This is a genomic window from Aquimarina mycalae (genome assembly GCF_029906345.1).
GTDB lineage: Bacteria > Bacteroidota > Bacteroidia > Flavobacteriales > Flavobacteriaceae > Aquimarina.
This window is the reverse complement of the sequence record NZ_JARYGY010000006.1, coordinates 246,896-267,590: the sequence shown is the minus strand read 5'-3', so window position 1 is coordinate 267,590 and position 20,695 is coordinate 246,896. Positions and strand designations below refer to the sequence as shown.

The following is a 20,695-nucleotide window of genomic DNA, read 5'->3' as shown; positions in this document are numbered from 1 at the left end:
AATGAACATTTTTAAAGAAATAGGAAAAGGAATCTTAATCGGAACAGGAATTTTCATCGCATTTCTCATCGTATATTATTTCAAAGGAATCGAAATAAATTTTGACATTGAATTACTACACGAATACTTAGAGAATGTTGTGTTTTCTATAATAATTTATGTAGCCAACGTATACCTGTTTTTATTTCGAAGAAAAAAGCATCAAGAAAACCTATATACAGTAAAAAATTTAACAGTTACAATTATTCTGGCAACCATTGTATCCGTAGTTGCAATATTTGTTGCAAGGTTATTTTATAATGTATTTGTATATGAAAAAAGTTTAGTTCAGTTTTTGAACAATGAGAGACCTCAATATTACTTAGTATCCTTATCGATTGCCACTGTATTAACATTTATGTTTTATGGCATTTTCTATTGGAAACACAGGCAAGAATCAAAAGTTACTGAACAAAAAATAATAGCAGGAACAGCTTCAGCAAAATTTGCAGCGTTAAAAAACCAACTGGATCCTCACTTTTTGTTTAACAGCCTAAATGTATTGACATCATTAATAGATGAAAATCCTAGAATGGCACAGAAGTTTACAACATCACTATCCAAAGTGTATCGATATGTACTAGAACAAAAAGATAAAGAATTAATAACTATAGATGAAGAACTAAAATTTGCTAAAACCTATATGACTTTATTGAAATTAAGGTTTGAAGACAGTATTATTTTTGAGATGCCAGATCAAGCATCAAACCCAGAGGCAAAGGTAGTACCGCTGTCCTTACAAATTTTATTAGAAAACACCATTAAACACAATGTGGTCATGCCAGACAGACCATTACATATTAAAATTTATGAAAATGATGGTTTTCTAATTGTCGAAAATAATCTACAGCCCAAAGAAGTAATTAAACAAAGTAGCGGTGTAGGTTTAGGAAATGTAAAACAACGATACGGATTACTGACCAAAAAAGAGTTCTCTGTGTTTAAAACAGAAACTGCTTTTATTGCGAAGCTTCCAATATTAACAAAAAGAATAACATCAATCGATATGACAACATCACAAAATATACAAATCGTAAAAGATTTAAAGTACAAAAGAGCTAAAGAACGTGTTAAAAAAATGAAAGAATTCTATGGTAGCTTAGTCGCTTACTGTATTGTTATTCCGTTTTTGATATTTATCAATTATAGAACTACTGGTTTTAACTTACCATGGGTTATTTTTCCAATAGCAGGATGGGGATTAGGACTAATTTTCCATTATGCAGAAGCATTCGATCATCACCCAATATTTGGTAAAGATTGGGAGAAGAAGAAAATCAGAAAGTATATGGATGAATCTAACAAAAGAAATTATGAATAATATAGATAAAAGAAAAGCATATAAGCAAGCGAGAAAAAGAGTTATCGAGGAAAGATCTTTTTACTCACACGCTACTGTATATGTTATAATGAATATTGTCATATTTCTCTTTAAAATAAAAGTGGGTGATTATGTTGACAATGAAGAGTATAACAACTATATATTTTGGAATTTAATTAGCACTCCAGTATTATGGGGTCTTGGATTACTAGGACATGGATTATGGACATTTAGAGAAAAGAATGGATTAGGAAAACTGTTCAATAAATCTATTTTCAGTAAAAAATGGGAACAAAGAAAGATTAAAGAATTTATGAATGAAAATAAAGATCTCTAAAAGAACCAAACATGGAAAATTCTGAAATACAAAATAGATATAAAAAAGCTAAAAAGCGCGTTCAGGAAGAACAATCCTTTTACACACACTTAAGCATATATATTGTTATAAATATTGCAATTACTATTGTAATCCTACAGCTAAGAGAATATATATACGACGGCTATTTGATCCTAAACTTAATAAGCTCTCCAATATTATGGGGTATCTTCATACTAGGTCACGGATTATGGGCATTTAGAGAAAAGAATGGGGTAAGAAAACTATTCAATAAATCTATTTTTAGTGAAAAATGGGAACAAAGAAAGATTAAAGAAATCATGGATAAGAACAATCCTATTTAAAAAATTACGAAATGGAAAATTTTGAAAAACAAAAAAAATACGCACGAGCAAAAAAACGTGTTCATGAAGAAAAGGGATTTTACTCTCATCTTACTGCATATATCATTGTGAATGTTTTCTTGCTATTCATAAATTCTGATTTCATAGATGAAGGTTTTAGCAACTGGCTTAACTGGAATTTATATTTAACTCCTTTTTTCTGGGGAATTGGTTTATTCTTTCATTGGATAAAGGTTTTTAATCCTAATATCATTTTCAGTAAACAATGGGAAGATCGAAAAATTAAAGAAATTATGGATAATGATAATACAACGGATTTCCTGTAATCATTAACAACTCAAAAAAATCAATCAAATAAACAACAATCTAAAATTAATCATCATGCAAGATTTTGAAGACAAAAATAAATATGAGCTTGCTAAACAAAGAGTAGCTGACGAAAGAGGATTTTATACCCATGTAACTTTTTATATTGTCATCAATATAATTATACTATTTATCAATACTAATTTTGAAAGTCAGGGTTTTAAAAATTGGTCGCAACCTCACTTATATATTACTCCTGTGCTTTGGGGAATAGGATTATTATTTCACGGATTGAAGGTTTTTAAAAAGAATTTCATTTTTGGTAAAAACTGGGAAGACCGAAAAATCAAAAAACTTATGAAAGAGGATGACACCTTTGACGTATTATAATATCAATCAAAACACTAATAAAAACTAATCATCATGAAAGATTTCGAAGAACAAAAAAGATATGAACGTGCAAAAGAACGCGTAGATGAACTAAAGAAATTTTATAATAACCTCTTTTCTTACATTGTAATTATCGGGTTTCTTGCAGGTTTAAATTATTACCTAAATGAATGGCGAAATGCTTGGTTTTTATGGGCTGCTTTTGGTTGGGGAATAGGTTTAGCTTTTCACGCTGTAAAAGCATACAGACTTAATCCTATGTTCGATAAAGATTGGGAAGAACGTAGAATTAGAAAATATATGGATGAAGAAGATAATGAAAAACAACTTTGGGAGTAAACTACATATCAAAAAACGTTATCGATCATTAATCAAATAAATAATCATCGGTCAAAATGAAAACACTTTTACATCTTATTCTAGTATTCTTTGTAGGAATACTTTCAGCACAAGAATCCTTTGTTATCAAAGATGTTACTCTTTTTACAGGCGAAAAAGTAATCAAAAAAACGTCTGTATATATCAAAGACGGAATCATTGTTAAGGTAGCTCCTACTATATCCACAGAAGCTACGGTAATTAATGGTAATGGAAAGTTCTTAATGCCTGGAATGACAAATTGCCATGTACATGCTTGGGCACCGAATGCGCTTACCGAAGCTGCACAAGCAGGTGTACTAAACTTACTTGATATGCATGGAGTAGAGCCTTATCAAAAAATGATGAAATCCTTGAAAGATTCTACCGATTATGCTAGGTTTTATGTAGCTGGGTACGCCGCTACTGCTCCAGAAGGACACGGTACCCAATATGGATTTCCTGTACCAACGCTAACCAAACCCGAAGATGCCGTTAAGTTTGTAGAAGATCGGGTGAATGCAAATGTAGATCATATAAAGATTATTGTAGAGCCATGGAAACCTACCTTATCCCATGAAATCGTTAAGGCAATTATTAAAGAAGCTCATCAAAAGAATAAAAAAGTTGTAGTACACATTTCAAAAGTCGAAGATGCCTATCAGGTCCTCAATAATAATGCAGATGGTTTAGTTCATATCTGGACAGATAAACGAATGAAAGATGATTTGCTTACAGAACTTACAAACAATAAAGATTTTTTTGTCATCCCAACATTATTAACCAATATTTTAGTCCAGAAATTATACTTCAAAAAAAGTGATGAAGAAACTGCAAAAGTTGAACAGTTTCTCAAAAAAGAGATCAAACGATTATATGATGCAAAAGTACCAATATTAACAGGTACAGATCCACCAAACGCCAATATCAACCACGGCACTGATCTTTATAAAGAATTAATATTAATATCAGAAGCAGGAGTACCGAACCTGGAAGTTTTGAAAGGAGCAACATCCTATCCTGCTGATCGATTTAATCTTGGTAAAATAGGCTACGTAAAAGAAGGATATATTGCCGATATTTTATTACTTAGTAAAAACCCAATAGAAGATATAAAAAATATAGAAACTATTGAATCCATCTGGAAAGCGGGAAAAGAAATACAACCAAAAAAATAAATAACATCAACATATGAACGTACTAATAATTGAAGACGAAAAACCTGCTGCCAGAAGACTAAGTCGTATGCTGGATGATCTCGATATTAAAGTTGACACCATGTTACATTCTGTAAGTGAATCTATTGAGTGGTTTAATAATAACGAACATCCTGATCTGATCTTTTTAGATATTCAATTAAGTGATGGGCTATCATTTGAAATATTTGATACTATTACCATTAAAAGTTCCATCATTTTCACAACTGCTTATGATGAGTATGCTCTAAAAGCATTTAAATTAAATAGTATTGATTATTTACTCAAGCCAATTGATGACGAAGAACTAGAAACAGCTGTAAAAAAATACAAAGAACAAATACCGGCTACACAATCTTTGAAAGTAGATTTTGAGGATATTAAAAAACTGTTGATCAACCCCATGGATCGAGTATATAAAAAACGTTTTACAGCACGTGTAGGGCAACATCTTAAAATATTTTCTGTAGAAGATATTGAATGCTTTTATTCTGAAAACAAAGGCACATATTTACATACCACTGAAAACCGAAATTATCTTATAGACACCACTTTAGAATCTCTAGAGGATGAACTGAATCCACAACAATTCTATCGAGTAAATCGCAAGTTCTATATTAATATTAATGCAATTAAAGATATTATATCATATACCAACTCAAGATTACAGATAAAGCTACATCACTTTAATGAACAAGATGTGATCGTTGCAAGAGAACGCGTAAAAGATTTCAAAGAGTGGTTGGAATAAAAAAATGACAAAAACGGACATTAGATATTGAATACTGACAAAAACGGACATCATAAACAATTTTAATATTATTTAAGGGTTCTTTTAAATCGTAACCTAAACAGTATATTAAAAATATACTTAGGCTATACTTTTAAACCAAAATAATCAACCCTAAATAATCGAACCATGACCAATAAAGCCATTTCATTCTTTGCGCTAATAATAATGCTCATTGGCTGTAGCAATGATGATTCATCAGGACCAACAAACCCATATAATTCAGATAGAGATTTTGAAGTTTTCTTTGCACAAACACATGTGCAACATCCAGATGATGAAATGTTTAAATTAGTTAGTAATAAAGCTGCATTACTAAAAGCACAGATAACTTCTTCTGATGGCTCACCAGTTAATGCAACCTTAGAACTGGGTAGCACTACAACTACTCTTGAATTAAGTGGCCCTACTACTCCACCTGGCACTATTGATTTAAGACCTGGACAAGTCAATCATAATTATGAAGACAGTTTTACTGGGTTAATACCTAAAGAATGGGTGCAACCAGGTCTTAAGATTACGATACAATCAGGTAATCAAAATGTTATTTTTGATAATTTGAAAATTGGAGCACCTAACAAAGTAATCCTGACTATGTTTGATGCTCATTTTTTTGAATCTTCTCCTGGAGATTATCCTACAGGCTGGAAAGAAGAACTAGAAGCCAAATGGCCAGCTTCTGAGATCGAGCTTAAAAGGATTCCGAATATTATCTTTAATGAATTAACTGTCCCTCCAAGACGAGATGCCAATGCAAAAGCAACTAGAGTTAGCTCTACTCAAGAATATCAGGATCTAAACGGTGTTGGTTTTGATGGAGAACAGGCTACAGCTTCGCAATGGAACAGAGCGCTTAAAGCAGCCGCTGGAACCAAAGGACGAGTTTCTTTATTCTATGTCAATATTTACGGGGTTCCATCTGGTGGCCAAGCTGGAGGTTTCGGAGGTGTTGGAAATGGAAAAGCAATTGGTATTTTACATCATGAGCTTGGCCATGCATTATCTTTACCGCATTGGGGAAATAATCAAGAGTATCCTTACAAAGGCAATATGCACGGAATTAGTGCCCCTGATAATTATAAAAACACACACGCTGGTCCAACTTGGGCCTTTGATATACCAAATAAAAAGTTCATCCCGCCAACGGTTCAATCTAACGCAGTAGGTGGAACTATAGGTGTTTATAAACAAGATCCAATGCAAGGTGGTGGCACAGGTGATCAAGAAGAAGGTTTTTTGTTAAGACATTTTTCTGACTATTCCGTATTTAAAATGCAAAATTACCTCGAAGGACATGTCGTGATATGGAATCAACAATCTGGAAACTATGCAAGCTGGGACGATACCTCTCTGGATTACTCCAATACTATTACTAATGATGGTGTTTCTTATGCAATAGAAAGAAATATAGAAGTGATTAGTGTGATGGCTGGTGTAAGTTCAGTAACTCCTCAAGCCAATATTATATACAACCCAATAGGTCCATATACAAGTGGTATCATTGATTTATTTGATCCTACAATAGAGGACGATCGATTAAGAGCTGATGCTATTTACTGTCCGCAAGGCGGTTGTGATGTTAGCCTAAGAATTGTGCAAGGAGGAGTAACCAAAGTATATATGCTACCAATAGATTTAGACAACACTTTGGATCCTCTAGATTCAAAAAGTTTCAAGACCAGAGCAGTGAATCTACGTGCTAGTAATGGAACAGTATCCATGATAGAATTGTTATCAACACCAGATGCAGAAAAAAACGGGTTACCAACTAATCCTACTCTTTTAGATAGCTGGAGCCAATAAGAATCCGCTGTATTAAATCTTATTTTTGTACCTTAAAAAAAGTTTCTTTATTAGAATTTCAAACTATGTTCTAAAAAAGATCATTTAACTTCATGCTCCAATGAAAAAGAAACTTTCCTTACAAAACATGATATTAGTTTTTATGTTATTGTACTGTCTAGGTAGTTTTGCTTATCAAACCAAAGAAATTGATAATGGTATTGCTACAATAACTCAGTCTACAGATTGTAATAAAAATAGTTATGATGTTTTCTTCAAACGTAAAACTTCTAAGGAGATAACCCAGTTACGTAAACATTTTAACGTATCAACACAAAATATAGCGAAAGCTAATATTAGTAATCTTTTAGCAGAAGCTTACCATAAATTAAAAAAACCTGATAGCGCTAACTATTTTGCGCATACATCACTTAGGTTTATTCAAAATGAAGAAAAGTCTGATTTAAAAGAAAAAATCCATATCCAAAGTTTGATACGATTAGGTATTGCTAATCATCAATTAAACAACACTAATATCAGTATTTCATATTTAAAAGATGCCGAAGATATGATAGACATATCAAAAAATAAAAAGTGTCTTTTAAAATCGAGGCAAATAATTGCCTATGAACAAAGTCGTAATTATGTAACACAGGCAAATTTTGAAGAAGCCATTAATACATATACCTCTTTTCAAAAGTTTATAGAAACTAATGGATTTTCTGATTTTAATATACATCCAATTTTATTAATAAGAGTCTCTGAGAACTATTATGAACTTAAACAATTAGATCTATCATTATCCTTTGCCCTAGATGGTTGGAATGCATCGCTTAATCATGGTAATGATTTTAATATCGGAAGAGCAGGAAACGTAATGGCTCGGATTCTTATGCACAAAAACAAAATCGACGAAGTTCCTTATTACCTAGAAAAAGCACTTAAAAATGCCGTTAAATCTGGTCACAAAGCAATAATTGCTACTACCTATAAAAACCTTAGCCTATTAGAAAAGAAAAGAAGTGATCAAGAAAAACGATTACATTATGCAAAATTAGCTTATACATTTGCATTGCAAGACGTTCAATCCACTCATGAGTTATTTCACACTGGTATGCTCTATGCCGAAACGTTAAATGAATTAAATCAACCTGAAAATGCTCTTAAGGTTTTTAATAATGTGGTTCCATTGATTCATGTTTTTGAGCATAATATTTTTGACGAAAAAACTATTAAACTTGAATCAGAAATTCTGCGAGCTAAAATCGATGCCAATAGAGAACAAAATATGTTAGAGCAACGAGTAAGTAGACAAAAAGATTGGCTAATTACGATCTTAAGTTGTTTGTTTTTAATGATGATTATCTTGGTAATATCGCTTTATTATGGATTGAAAAGAAGACGAAAATTAAATCAATTATTATCGCAGCAGAAAGAAGAATTAAATGAATTAAACAACTCTAAATCAAGGTTGTTTACAAATATATCTCATGAACTTCGTACACCACTTACTCTAATATCAGGGCCCGCTACCCAAATACTACAAGAGCACAATGACTTCTTACCTGTCGGTGCAAGAGAAAAAATCCAAATAATTCAAAAAAATGCTAATTCGTTAAAAACATTAGTTGATGATATACTTGATCTATCCCGGTTAGAAGCTAATAAATCAGTACTGAACAATCATATGGTTGATATTTCTAAAACTTTTAAAAAAAGTGTACATAGTTTTAGTTTTTTATCAGAACAAAAAGCAATTAATTTTAGTTATGATTTTAATGACCTACATAAATACCTTATAGCTATTGATGCTTTTAAAATTGAAAAAATTATCAATAATCTGCTTTCTAATGCCTTCAAATACACTCCTCAAAAAGGTAAAATAAATTTTATTACTTCTTTAAACGATTCTAACTTACAAATACTAATAAACGACACAGGGACTGGAATTTCAAATAAAGATCTTCCTCATATTTTTGATAGATATTTTCAAAGCAATGACCCATTAAAACCACCTAAAGGTGGATCAGGAATTGGTTTATCATTAGTAAAAGAACTTGTAGATCTTATGCAAGGAGAAATTAATATAGAAAGCCAATTAGAAAAAGGGACTACGATTACAGTAAAAATACCTGTCTTAGAAAATAGTATCAAAAAAGTAGAACAGTCTAATATCAAACCAGATGATGCCAATGTATCAAGAGATCATCTAATATCTAAAGATATAGAAATAAACAAAAAGTATACTGTTTTAGTAGTAGAGGATCATCCAGATATGCAAAATTATATTGTTTCTATTTTACAAAAACAATATCAAATTGTAAGGGCAAATAATGGCTCTGAAGCTCTAAGTTTATTACAGCAAAATAAGATTGACCTTATCATTTCTGATGTGATGATGCCAGTGATGGATGGATATTCATTGTTAAAATATATAAAGCAAGACACGTCTTATTACGACATTCCTTTTATCATGCTTACTGCTTTGTTGGGTAAGGAAAAAAAATTAAAAGCATTAACTATTGGTGCAGATGATTATCTTTCTAAACCTTTTAATGCTTCAGAACTTCTTGCTAGAACCTATAATTTGATATACCGATATCAAGAACGTAAAAAGTTAAAAGAGAAAATCATACATCCTGTAAAAGAACTTTCTGAGACAACAAACCAAAAAGCTGACAATTACAGTGATAGAATCATTGACAAAAACTTCAGTAAGCAAAATAAATCTGATATTGATCTAATTAAAAAAGCTGCCGAAATTATTGAAAAAAACTTAGAGAGTTCAGAATTTAAATTATCAAATCTTACACAAGAATTAAATCTAGGAGAACGTCAACTAAGACGAAAAATAAAAATGGTTACTGGTCTGGGTCCTAAAAAATTTCAACAGGAAATCATACTAACAAAAGCTCGGTATTTGTTAGAAAATAAAACGTATGAAAATGTAAAAGCCGTTGCTCTATCTGTAGGATTTACCCATGTTACTAGATTTAGCAGACTTTATGAAACGCGATATGGTAAAAAACCTATTGATTATTTTGATACTTAAAATGAGTATACCTATATAATTATTATGTCGATTTACAGTTCATTTTTTAAGTATTTACTAAATAAAGTTACTTAACAACTTCATTTCAGTAAATATTACATAGAATCATTACTACACTGTTTATAATCTTTTCAACGGTAACCAATCGTAGTACCATATATAAATATTCTGTAAAAATAAAAGTATTACTTACATTTGACATTACACATATTCATCATAATGACAACTCATAAGAATTCCTCAGAACGTACATATTCTTTCTTATATCTATTAATTCTTCTTTTAAGTTCTTTTTACGTTACTGCTCAAAAAAAAAATATTCAAGATGCTATCGAATATATTGAACAAGCAGAAGTATTTTATGACAATGAAGATTATGAAGAAAGCCTGTCCTACTATAATATAGCAGAAGAAATAGTCAAAGAACACCGTAATGATTCTTTATTATCTATCCTGTATACAAGAAAAGGTCATGTTCATCTTAGAGATGGAAAAAATAAAGATGCTCTTAATGCGTATTCAAAAGCATTAGATGTTGCAAAATTAACGGAGCATAAAGTATTGGAAATAAAAGCTAATGCAGGACTTATAGTTATCCTAAGGAGAATGAATCGATTAGATAAAGCTTTAAAAATAGCACATCGTTCACTTAAAATGATACCTAACACCAATTTTTATAACAAAGGAGGTCACGTTAGCATTTTGGTACTTACCAGTGAAGTATATTTAGATAAAACGCAATATGATTCTACTCTATATTATATAGAGAAAGGGTTAGATATCAGTAAGAAACTAAAATACAACGAAGCCATTTTGGATTTATACATTAAAAAAGGAATGGTATATTATTATCAAAAACAATATAATAAATCTCTTAATTTCTTATTCAAAGCTAAAGACATTTTATCTAAGCAAGAAATAAACAATAAGTCTTTCCCAATAATAAACACAAGTTATTTTACTGCAAGTTGTTATTACCAACAAGAATTTTATGATAAGGCAATTACAGAACTAGTAAATAGTATAGGCCGCTATGAAGAAACTGATTTCTTAAAACCTCCCGCAATTCGATCTCATTTATTATTAGCCAATTGTTACAATGCAAAAAAAGACTTCGAAAAAGCAACCCTTTGGCATAGTAAATATAATACACTGAATGAATCTTATCAAAAGGATAAAGATCAAACGGTAGATATCATTCATGAAAAAGAAATAACAATCCTAAGTGCTAAACATGCTGAAGAGAGTAATGAAAAAAAAATAATGTTCTGGGTTCTTTTAATTACTACAATAGCATTGATATGCATCGTCTTCTTATACTTCAAAAAGCAACGATCTAATAAAACATTGTTCAATAAACTCATAAAAGAAATTGATCATTTAGAAGCTAGCAAACAAAATTCTATCCAAAAGATGGCATCTCCTAAAGAGATTATTATTGATGATCAAAAGGTTAATGAAATAATTAAAGGAATAGATAGACTAGAGTCACAAGAATACTTCCTAAAATCTGAATGCAATCTAAGAACAATGGCAAAAAGGTTAAAAACCAATGCTACCTACCTATCTAAAACCATAAACATCCATAAAAAGAAAAACTTTACAGAGTATATCAATGATCTTAGAATAGCGTATGTTTTAAAAAGGTTAAAAAATGACAAGAAATTTAGATCATTTTCTATTCAATCCATTGCTTCAGAGGTTGGATATAAAAGTAGTTATTCGCTAGTAAAGCATTTTAAGGCAAAAACAGGCATCAACCCATCCTATTACATTAAACATATTGAAAAACAACTAATAAACGAAGAAATCAATGTGTAATTCATGGCTATTTTAAACAATTTAGTCATATACCATTATTATAAATCCTTAAAATAAAATATATTTCTAACGAAATACATTTTTCAAAATTCTGATGTACTTCGATATCAATAAAAAAACTAACAAATAACTAAATCATTTTAAAATGAAAAAAGACAAAACGCAAAACATCAACTTCAAAAAGCTAACAATAGCAAGGATTAACATAGATGCTATGAGAAAAATAGAAGGAGGAACTAGTGTTTTAACAAGTGCCCTTGCTGAAGAAACTGGAGTGATTATTGATTTTTGTTATAACGAAAAATAAATATAGTTTTTTTCGAATAATACTTACCCTGCAAATTCTGCAGGGTTTTTTTATGGCTAATTTGTTTAAAATGGTCAACCTTCCTTTTTAATACCTCAGATTACCTTCTACTTTAGTATCAAAATCAGAACTATCATTACTAGATAAATTTTGATAAAGGGGTAACCGAAAACCTTTATATAGAGTAGGTAATAAAACATATCATCATGCTTAATAACATTTTAGAATTAAAAGGAGTAACAACATTAAACAAAAAAGAACAGCAAACAGTTAAAGGTGGCATTTATTATGGCGCTGACTGCCTTAGATTTTGTGGTGGTAGTTGTTCTTTTGGACATTGTTATGAACACATAAAATAATAAAAACTCTCTCTAAGATCACTTAGAGAGAACCTCATTGTATTTCTAACTTAAAAAATATTCAAAAATGATTCACCAAATTTTAAACGTAAGCGGAGTTACGGTTCTTAAAAAACAGGATCAAAAATCAATTCACGGAGGTGCTTTTGGCTGTCAAAATGTAGCCAGAAGATGTATCGACGATAGTGATTGTTGCTCTGGAAGCTGTGGAGTTGAAAAAATAATCAACGGAAACACCGTGACACTTTCTATATGCTCATTTATCTAATTAGCATATTTTTTTGAACAATTTGAGTTAAAAACAAGGGGAATTTTAATTGGAATAGACGGAAAAAGCAACTGTCTTAAAATGTTTGCAGTAATAATAAAAAAACAATTAATCTTAACAAAATGAAAAAATTAATGCAATTAAAAGGCGCTCAAGTTTTAAATAAAAAAGAGCAAAAATCCGTGAATGGAGGTAATACAGGTATGCAATGTTATAGCCATAATGATTGTAGTGCCTTAAATGGAATTCCAGGCTTTGAGTATGAAGAATTCTTCTGTCATTGGGGATATTGCCAAATCATGTAACAGATTTTTTTCATAACCATTGAGTTACTATAAAAAAGCCAAAAGGTCATTAGATCTTTTGGCTTTCTCGGAAAAAATAATAATTACTAAAACTACAATTACTTTTCTATATGGCTACAATACCTTGTGTATTGGTATCAGGAAGATTTCCTGATTCTTCTGCAATAAATTCTAAAGATTGACCATTTACCCTATAAATTCCAATAGTTCCGTCTAATCCATATAATTGGTATAAATACTGACCATCATCAGATATCCACATATCAATCCATCCATCAGTACTTGCAAATGCATCAGGTCCATTATCAGCTCCACCAGTTCCTGTTCCTGAAGCAGCCGCTTGATCTATTAATTCTACTACACCATTATTAAAACTATACGATGCTAATCCTGCTTCTATTGCATTAGATACAAAGAAGGTGTTTCCATCAGCTGTAAAATCCAACCAACATGCCGTTCTTCCAGTATTTCCTTCTCCCGATCGAACATCTAAACTTATCGGACTCAAGCTTCCATCGCCTTGGATTTGCCATGTGGATACAGAACCATCTTGCAACGCAGGAAACGCTGGTGGTGTGCCATCGGGCTGAAATTCTCTTGCTTCTGTAACTACCACATAGTTATTACCTACAATCTGAAATCCTATAGCAGAAGGAAGGTTTCTTCCTTCAGTATTATCTCTTAAAGTTGATGTTGCCCCAGCTACTTGATTTGCTGATAAAGTTCCATCAGGGTTTACCCCATATACTACAAGTTCATCTTCGCTTCCTGATGCTAATCCTGATGCACCTGCATTAATTGATGCAACTACAAGCCAATTACCATCTGGCGAAAACTGAACAGCAGAAGGTCTATTCGCTAAATTTCTTGTAGATCCTGCAATTGGAGACAAAGTTCCATCCTCTAATAACCAAAACCCAGTAATAGTTCCTTGTTGAGCAGGTTCTCCAGCAGCCAAAAACTCTGCTCTTGTTATATTAGATACATACACTATTCCTTTAACACCATCTGCATTACTAGAGGTATAGGCAATACTGTTAGGACCATCTGCTCCAGTTGACTGAGGTGAACCAGCCGCTTGAAGAGAAAAGTCATCCTGAATATTAAATGAAGTAATTGTATTACTACCTGCATTTACTGCCAATAAATTTTTATTATCATCAGTTTTTGTAAGCGCATAGGCAGAAATAAGAGGATCCAGGCCTTCTCCTCCATCAAAATCTCCTCCATTCCCACCAGTTGGAACTGGGCCAATTGGCGTTAATGTCCCATCAGAATTTCTACCATAAGAGATGATTGTATTAGCTCCCTGAACATTGCCAGGTACTTGTCCGCTACCATTTGTCATTGCATATACTGCTCCTACAAAATCGGTAGTCTCCTCACCTCCTCCATCAGAAATAAAATCATCATCATCACTACAAGATGTAAATATCAATATTACGGCCAAAAGCGTATATAAGCTTAATTTTAAATTTTTCATTTTATCTTTTTTGAGTTTTGTGTTTATGCTACAATTCATTATCTCAAGTTTTGATAACCTTAATGTCATCTTTTTAAGTAAAATAAGACAATGATCAGTTACTTTTTGCTCACTATATATTCGGCCGAATACAATGTAATACTTAAGAAAAGTGGGCGTATTAGTTCTAAGTACTTTGACTGATATTTGGTACGTTTGGATATTTGGTTACTTACAACCTACCCTAAAACATCACATAGGATAGCGGCATAAAAAAAAACGTATAGTACATTGAAAATCAATACACTATAAGTGTTTTTCAAACAAAAAAAAGAACAATCGCTTTATGTAGTTTACAAAAACATTAACACTCTTACAAGAATATCTTAACAGAGTGGTATGATCAAAAATGTTAGCTAGCTAACAAAAAGCATAATAGGAATTTGAAAAATTAATACTCCCATTGTCGTTTTTTATTTAATTCTTCTTCAGCTTCTAATTCTTCTTGTGGAATTACTTTAAGAAAGGATGAATGTTGTTCTATTGCATATTCTAGTTTGCCTACAATATCATCAATAGAATCGTTTTCGTAATCGATATCCAGAGGTTCTTTGATAACCATTGATTGAAGAATTCCTCGTTTTTTGATTCTTATACCTTTTTTATCAAAAGATCTTCTAAAACCATCAATAACAATCGGAATCACAATTGGTTTATATTGTCTAATAATATGGGCAGTACCTTTACGGATAGGTTTAAAAGGTTTGGTTGTTCCTTGCGGAAATGTAATCACCCAGCCATCCTCTAATGCTCTTTTTATATTCGTAATGTCGCTCATCTTTACCTGACGATTAACATCCTTTCCTTTTTCTCTCCAAGTTCTTTCTACAGTAATCGCTCCAGCATATGATAATATTCTTGCCAATAAACCAGCATTCATGGTTTCTTTTGCAGCTACATAATATAGATTAAGCTTAGGTTGCCATAAATAGCCTACATTTTTTATAGAATCAGTACGACCACTTAAACTTGCATTAAACACATGAAACATTGCAACTACATCAGCAAAATAGGTCTGATGATTAGAAACAAACAACACATTATTATCAGGAAGGTTTTTAAAAATTTCGCTTCCTTCTATTTGTAATTCGTTAAAACCACGATAACGTCTATGAGTCATAGTACCCATAATACGGATGAGCCATTTTTTTAGGAATAAAATATGTCCAAAAGGATTTCTTTTAAATAACCCCATAAAATAATTTCAATTTTTCTGTCTCTATTATTCTCTAAAGCGCAAACCAATGCAACTTATTATCAATTAGTTATACTTAAAACTAATCACAATTAATTAAATAACAGATAACATTTCAGTTAAATTCTTCTAAATATTCAGAAGAAAACAGGAGCCAAATATACAAAATCATGCATCTAACGCAGATTTTAGGAAGGTTTTAAGTTCACTAAGCATCATTGCCGTAGCACCCCAAACAACGTAACCGTTTAATTCAAAGGAAGGTACTTCGATATTTTCTGCATAAGAAGTTGATAATTTTTTAGATACCACATTGCTTTCATCTAGTAATTGTGCCACTGATACCTCTATCACGGCAGCCACTTCTTCTTCCTGGCAAACAAAATCTGGCATCTTTTTAGTCAATCCAAGAAAAGGATGTACCCAAAAATTGGATGGAGGAATATAAACCTTAGTTAAATGTTTCAGTACATCTACCGTATCTGATTTAACACCAATTTCTTCCCAAGTTTCCCGCAATGCAGCAGACTCATAATTTTCATCAAATTCCTCTACTTTACCACCTGGCAATGCTACTTGCCCAGAATGCACCCCTTCATATGTTGGACGTAAAATCAATGCCAAATACGCCTGATCTTCTTTAGGGTAAAAAAGCATCAATACTGCAGCATTCCTGGGATTCTGTTCTTCGATTTTAATTTTATAAAGCTCTTGTCTTCTGATTTCAGGAGCCATAATAAAATGAGAAGATTCTCCCGGTACTGACATTTTCTGTATTTTTGGAATCAAATTTTTAAATGTTTCGAATGTCATTTACCAGAGTAATTTTAGTATATAGTTTTATAGTTTTTTTTATATTCTGTAGTTGTGAAGATACACATTCTAAAAAAAATAAACAGCACGCTGTTTCTAAGAAAGATAGTATTGAAGTAAAAAAAACGATAAATAAGACAGATACTTTAGTAGATGACGCAACACAAAAAAATGATAGTTTAACAGTACCTGAGAAGGAATCTTTTAAACTTACAAACCAAAATATGAAAGATTTTCTTTTACAATATGGTGAAGAAAATCCTGAAACTCTTGTACGTATTAATACTACATATGGAGAAATTCATATAAAACTCTACACAGAATCTCCAGTTCATCGTGCTAATTTTATTTATTTGGTAAAACAAAAGTATTTTGATGAAACTTTCTTTTATCGTGTGGCCAAAGGTTTTGTAATTCAGGGAGGAAACAGTGATCGTAAACAAATGGCCCAAAAACGTTTCGATATTGGCGACTATACATTACCACAAGAACCTATAAAAGGGCTAAAGCATAATCGAGGTGCAGTTGCGTTATCCAAGCAATGGGTTAACAACCCTTCTAATCGTTCTACTCCTTATGAATTTTTTATAGTGATTGCTAAACAAGGAGCCTATCATTTAGATGGAGAACATACAATATTTGGTAAAGTAGTGAAAGGAATGAATGTTGCAGACAAAATCTCTAATGTTCCCGTTGACAGTAGTGAATGGCCAAAAGAAAATATATTCATCAAAGCAGAAGTGATTAAATAAGTTTGGAGTTTGGAGAAAGTACCAAATTATAATTATTTCAAATAATCAAAAATCAAGTTATTGTAATCAATTACAAAAAATAATAAATCTTTTCTTTTATAGCTTCTGGGTATAATAATTATAATCTTCTAGTACCTTAGAAAGAAATTGCACTGGTTTTTCTTGCGGAGTAATCTCCATAAGTCCACTTACCTTATTTGCTAGTTGCAGAATAATATTATGATTTCCATTTCTTCTTGCATCCTGATAGATTCCTTTTATTTTACGCATCTCTACATCACTAAATACAGTTACTTGAGGATATAAAGGCATATAATCATCTGGTATATCCACCAAAATCGTTTGATGAAACTTTACCTTTTGTTTTTCACTTATTACCGTAGTACCTGCAGCCATATCACCAAGTCTTTGTCCTGTCCCTTTAAAAAGAATCGCAACTACTGCAATACCTCCAGAGGCCAAAGTAATATCTAACAACCTAAGCAACCATCTAATTAAATATCCAGAAAACGCTGGTCTGGAACCATCTAATCGTACTACTCTAAGTTTCATAGAAACTTTTCCTGGAGTTCTTCCGTTCCAAAAAGTTTCCCATAACAGAAAATATAAAAAAGGAGGAAGACCTATCATTAACCAAAAAGCCCATTGGTCTCCAACATCCAAATCCAAAACTCCGATAAAAAAAAGTGTAACGATAAAATAAGCGATAATAATCAGAAGATCGATCAAATATGCTAAGATTCGTTCCCCTATTCCTGCAGCATTTTGTTGAATGCTTACATTTTGCGCTGTTTCTATTTGAAAATTATCCATTAATTATGTTTCTTTGAAGCTCCTAATTTTTGATCCATGCGTGAGGCGGCTTTTGTGAAGCAAAATAAAGATAAATGGTTAAAATTTGAAAGTGTTCTGCTTAATAATGCACAAATTACTCCAGATGAACTCTCCAGTTTATACATTGAGATAACAGATCATTTGAGTTACGCAAGAACTTTCTACCCTAACAGCCAAACATTCAACTACTTAAACGGACTAGCTTCAAACGCTCATCAAAAAATCTATAAAACTAAAAAGGAAAAGAAAAATCGTTTCTATTCGTTCTGGGTTAAAGAATTTCCCTTAGAATTTTATAAATATCAACGTCAACTGTTAATTGCATTTTTAGTTTCTGCGCTTTTTACAGCTATTGGAGTATACTCTTCTGCAACAGATGGAGCTTTTGTAAGATCTATTTTAGGTGACGGATACGTAAATATGACGCTAGAAAATATTGAGAACGATGATCCTATGGCTGTTTATAAGAAAATGGGAGAAACGAATATGTTTCTAGGGATTACAATAAACAACATTAGAGTAGCATTGAACTGTTTTATATTAGGTATCACGTTAGGTATTGGCACTATTTTTATGCTCATGCAAAACTTTATCATGTTAGGTTCTTTTCAATATTTCTTTTATGAGAAAGGACTTTTATGGGAAAGCGTCAGAACCATTTGGATTCATGGAACCATCGAGATATCGGTTATTATTATTGCAGGTTGTGCTGGATTAGTGGTTGGTAATTCTATTTTGTTTCCTAAAACTTATACCAGACTTACTTCTTTTGTAAAAGGTGTAAAAGCAGGATTGAAAATTGTGATTAGCACCATCCCATTTTTTATTATTGCAGGGTTTCTAGAAGGCTTTGTAACACGACATACAGAAATGCCAGATTGGCTAGCAATTCTAATTATTGGTGGGTCCTTAGGGCTAATTCTTTTTTATTACGTAATCTACCCCAGACAATTATATAAAAAATCATTACTATGAACAATCAATACATAGATTTTAAAAAGAAAAGAGAACTTGGAGATATTCTTACAGATGTATTTGCATTTTTAAGAACTAACTTCAAAACGTTATTTTCAGTATTACTTAAAACATCAGGTGTTGTTTTTATAATTCTTTTGCTATCAATCGGATATTATACCTATGCTTCATCTAATCTTATGGATCCGTTTAATATCGGTGGAGGTTCAGAACTATTTAATTCTGGAAGCTTAATAATATCAGTTTTGATTATGCTAGTAAGTGTTCTATTATTTTATGGATTAATTTTTGGCACTGTTTTACATTACATCAAAGTTTATATAGATCATGATGGAGTAATAGATCAACAACTTGTAGTAGATGGTGTAAAGAAAGATCTGGGAAGTATTATGGGTCTGGCTATTCTTTCATCTATAATGACTATGATTGGACTTGCATTGTGTATACTGCCAGGAATATATCTTTATGTTCCTCTAAGTCTTGTTTTTCCAATTCTGGTTTTTCGCAAATCCAGTGTGTTTGATGCTATTGGAGAAAGTTTTGAATTGGTTAAAAATGAATGGTGGATTACTTTTGCCACACTTCTTGTGATAGGAATATTATCGTATGTAATTAGTATGGTATTTTCAATCCCTGCAATTATGTATACATTTTTTAAAACATTTACTGCTGCAACAGAAGGAACATTTTCTGATCCATCGAGTATGTTTGATTGGGTATTTATTGTATTGAATACATTGGCTTCTGTCGTGCAGTACATTATTATATATCTTTTTACTTCAATATCTAGTGCCTTTATATATTTTAATCTTAACGAAAGAAAACATCATACAGGAACACTAGAACAAATCGATTCTTTAGGAAAATCCGAATAATTTGAAAACAGCACTGCTTTCTTTACTATTATTACTATCATTTTCTGTTTCTGCAGAGACTCAAGATACTATCGACGTAGCTGAAACAAAAGAAATCGTGTACGATCTTGATTCTAGTAAGGAGGTTAGAAAATTTAGTTCTGATAAAATTCAGGAATTACGAGATGACAGTGATTTTGACTATACAGAATATCAAGAACCTGATAATATCTGGACGCAGTTTAAAAAATGGGTTAGTCAACTCTGGAGTAAATTTATCCGATGGTTGTTTGGGGTAGAAAAAATTACTGGTTTCTGGGGTGTTATATTACAAATTTTACCATATCTCATTGTAATAGGTGTATTGTTTTTGTTAGGTTGGCTATTTATGAAAGTAAATCCCAGAGATATACTTTTAGAAAAACAAGAAGCTCCTCAAGTAGTGCTCACTGAAGATGAAGACATCATCCAAAATCAAGACATTCAACAATTAATAGAACTTGCGCTAAAAGAGAATAATTATAGGCTAGCTATTAGGTATTATTATCTTTCTGTACTCAAGAAACTGTCAGACACAGAACTCATCAATTGGGAAGCCCAAAAAACCAATACTGATTACTTAAAAGAGCTTACCGATGATTCTTTAAAAAATAAATTTCGAAACATTACTCGACTATATGATTTTATATGGTATGGTAGTTTTGAAGTTGATGAAAAATCATTTCATCAAGCGCAACAAAAATTTAAATCGATCACAAATAGTATACACACATAAT

23 protein-coding genes are annotated in these 20,695 nt (G+C 31.6%); 19 read left to right on the top strand and 4 right to left on the bottom strand.

What is annotated here, in order from left to right; genetic code table 11:
- The first annotated feature begins 1 nt into the window (after position 1).
- The 15 genes from QBK95_RS15735 to QBK95_RS15665 all read left to right on the top strand — a co-directional run bounded on the left by QBK95_RS15735 (position 2) and on the right by QBK95_RS15665 (position 12,974).
- Positions 2–1,360 (top strand): 2TM domain-containing protein, encoded by a 1,359-nt coding sequence (locus QBK95_RS15735; RefSeq protein ID WP_280935502.1) that lies wholly within the window; start codon positions 2–4, stop codon positions 1,358–1,360.
- Positions 1,353–1,697 carry a 2TM domain-containing protein gene (locus QBK95_RS15730; protein ID WP_280935501.1) on the top strand — a complete coding sequence of 115 codons (345 nt, stop codon included), beginning with the start codon at positions 1,353–1,355 and terminating at the stop codon, positions 1,695–1,697. Before QBK95_RS15735 ends, QBK95_RS15730 begins: the two co-directional genes overlap by 8 nt.
- A gap of 11 nt (positions 1,698–1,708) precedes the next feature.
- A complete protein-coding gene (locus QBK95_RS15725; RefSeq protein WP_280935500.1) occupies positions 1,709–2,041 on the top strand; it encodes a 2TM domain-containing protein in 333 nt (110 codons plus the stop codon).
- Positions 2,042–2,052: 11 nt separating this feature from the next.
- Positions 2,053–2,367: a 2TM domain-containing protein gene (locus QBK95_RS15720; RefSeq protein WP_280935499.1), complete on the top strand. Its 315-nt coding sequence runs from the start codon at positions 2,053–2,055 to the stop codon at positions 2,365–2,367.
- Positions 2,368–2,422: 55 nt separating this feature from the next.
- Positions 2,423–2,737 (top strand): 2TM domain-containing protein, encoded by a 315-nt coding sequence (locus tag QBK95_RS15715; protein ID WP_280935498.1) that lies wholly within the window; start codon positions 2,423–2,425, stop codon positions 2,735–2,737.
- 33 nt (positions 2,738–2,770) lie between these two features.
- Complete coding sequence (locus tag QBK95_RS15710; RefSeq protein WP_280935497.1) at positions 2,771–3,076, top strand: 2TM domain-containing protein; 306 nt, start codon at positions 2,771–2,773, stop codon at positions 3,074–3,076.
- A 56-nt stretch (positions 3,077–3,132) separates the two neighbouring features.
- A complete protein-coding gene (locus QBK95_RS15705; RefSeq protein WP_280935496.1) occupies positions 3,133–4,272 on the top strand; it encodes an amidohydrolase family protein in 1,140 nt (379 codons plus the stop codon).
- 13 nt (positions 4,273–4,285) lie between these two features.
- Positions 4,286–5,041 carry a LytR/AlgR family response regulator transcription factor gene (locus QBK95_RS15700; protein ID WP_280935495.1) on the top strand — a complete coding sequence of 252 codons (756 nt, stop codon included), beginning with the start codon at positions 4,286–4,288 and terminating at the stop codon, positions 5,039–5,041.
- Between the two features lie 168 nt (positions 5,042–5,209).
- Entirely contained in the window at positions 5,210–6,883 is a 1,674-nt protein-coding gene (locus QBK95_RS15695; RefSeq protein ID WP_280935494.1) for a M66 family metalloprotease, read from the top strand.
- A gap of 100 nt (positions 6,884–6,983) precedes the next feature.
- Entirely contained in the window at positions 6,984–9,914 is a 2,931-nt protein-coding gene (locus QBK95_RS15690) for a response regulator (protein ID WP_280935493.1), read from the top strand.
- Positions 9,915–10,133: 219 nt separating this feature from the next.
- Entirely contained in the window at positions 10,134–11,735 is a 1,602-nt protein-coding gene (locus QBK95_RS15685; protein WP_280935492.1) for a helix-turn-helix domain-containing protein, read from the top strand.
- A 145-nt stretch (positions 11,736–11,880) separates the two neighbouring features.
- Positions 11,881–12,042, top strand: coding sequence for a class I lanthipeptide (locus QBK95_RS15680; protein ID WP_280935490.1), 162 nt, complete (start codon positions 11,881–11,883; stop codon positions 12,040–12,042).
- A gap of 206 nt (positions 12,043–12,248) precedes the next feature.
- The gene (locus QBK95_RS15675) at positions 12,249–12,401 is read left to right on the top strand and encodes a hypothetical protein (protein WP_280935488.1); all 153 of its coding nucleotides are present in this window, start codon (positions 12,249–12,251) and stop codon (positions 12,399–12,401) included.
- 67 nt (positions 12,402–12,468) lie between these two features.
- Entirely contained in the window at positions 12,469–12,669 is a 201-nt protein-coding gene (locus QBK95_RS15670) for a hypothetical protein (protein WP_280935486.1), read from the top strand.
- Between the two features lie 134 nt (positions 12,670–12,803).
- Complete coding sequence (locus QBK95_RS15665; protein ID WP_280935483.1) at positions 12,804–12,974, top strand: hypothetical protein; 171 nt, start codon at positions 12,804–12,806, stop codon at positions 12,972–12,974.
- 106 nt (positions 12,975–13,080) lie between these two features.
- Here QBK95_RS15665 and QBK95_RS15660 read toward each other — a convergent pair whose 3' ends face one another.
- The 3 genes from QBK95_RS15660 to QBK95_RS15650 form a co-directional block, all read right to left on the bottom strand.
- Complete coding sequence (locus QBK95_RS15660; protein WP_280935480.1) at positions 13,081–14,457, bottom strand: beta-propeller fold lactonase family protein; 1,377 nt, start codon at positions 14,455–14,457, stop codon at positions 13,081–13,083.
- Positions 14,458–14,887: 430 nt separating this feature from the next.
- Complete coding sequence (locus QBK95_RS15655; RefSeq protein ID WP_280935478.1) at positions 14,888–15,691, bottom strand: lysophospholipid acyltransferase family protein; 804 nt, start codon at positions 15,689–15,691, stop codon at positions 14,888–14,890.
- Positions 15,692–15,859: 168 nt separating this feature from the next.
- Complete coding sequence (locus QBK95_RS15650; protein ID WP_280935476.1) at positions 15,860–16,459, bottom strand: NUDIX hydrolase; 600 nt, start codon at positions 16,457–16,459, stop codon at positions 15,860–15,862.
- A gap of 38 nt (positions 16,460–16,497) precedes the next feature.
- Between QBK95_RS15650 and QBK95_RS15645 the strand changes: the two genes are divergently transcribed.
- Positions 16,498–17,256 (top strand): peptidylprolyl isomerase, encoded by a 759-nt coding sequence (locus QBK95_RS15645; RefSeq protein ID WP_280935474.1) that lies wholly within the window; start codon positions 16,498–16,500, stop codon positions 17,254–17,256.
- A 96-nt stretch (positions 17,257–17,352) separates the two neighbouring features.
- On the opposite strand, the gene QBK95_RS15640 is transcribed toward QBK95_RS15645, so the two are convergent.
- Positions 17,353–18,069, bottom strand: coding sequence for an RDD family protein (locus QBK95_RS15640; RefSeq protein WP_280935473.1), 717 nt, complete (start codon positions 18,067–18,069; stop codon positions 17,353–17,355).
- A gap of 36 nt (positions 18,070–18,105) precedes the next feature.
- Between QBK95_RS15640 and QBK95_RS15635 the strand changes: the two genes are divergently transcribed.
- Genes QBK95_RS15635 through QBK95_RS15625 form a run of 3 tightly spaced genes read left to right on the top strand, consistent with a single transcriptional unit; the run spans position 18,106 to position 20,694 of the window.
- Positions 18,106–19,065: a stage II sporulation protein M gene (locus QBK95_RS15635; RefSeq protein ID WP_280935471.1), complete on the top strand. Its 960-nt coding sequence runs from the start codon at positions 18,106–18,108 to the stop codon at positions 19,063–19,065.
- Positions 19,062–19,940 carry a hypothetical protein gene (locus QBK95_RS15630; RefSeq protein WP_280935469.1) on the top strand — a complete coding sequence of 293 codons (879 nt, stop codon included), beginning with the start codon at positions 19,062–19,064 and terminating at the stop codon, positions 19,938–19,940. Before QBK95_RS15635 ends, QBK95_RS15630 begins: the two co-directional genes overlap by 4 nt.
- Before the next feature lies 1 nt (position 19,941).
- The gene (locus QBK95_RS15625) at positions 19,942–20,694 is read left to right on the top strand and encodes a DUF4129 domain-containing protein (protein WP_280935468.1); all 753 of its coding nucleotides are present in this window, start codon (positions 19,942–19,944) and stop codon (positions 20,692–20,694) included.
- Position 20,695 lies beyond the last annotated feature (1 nt).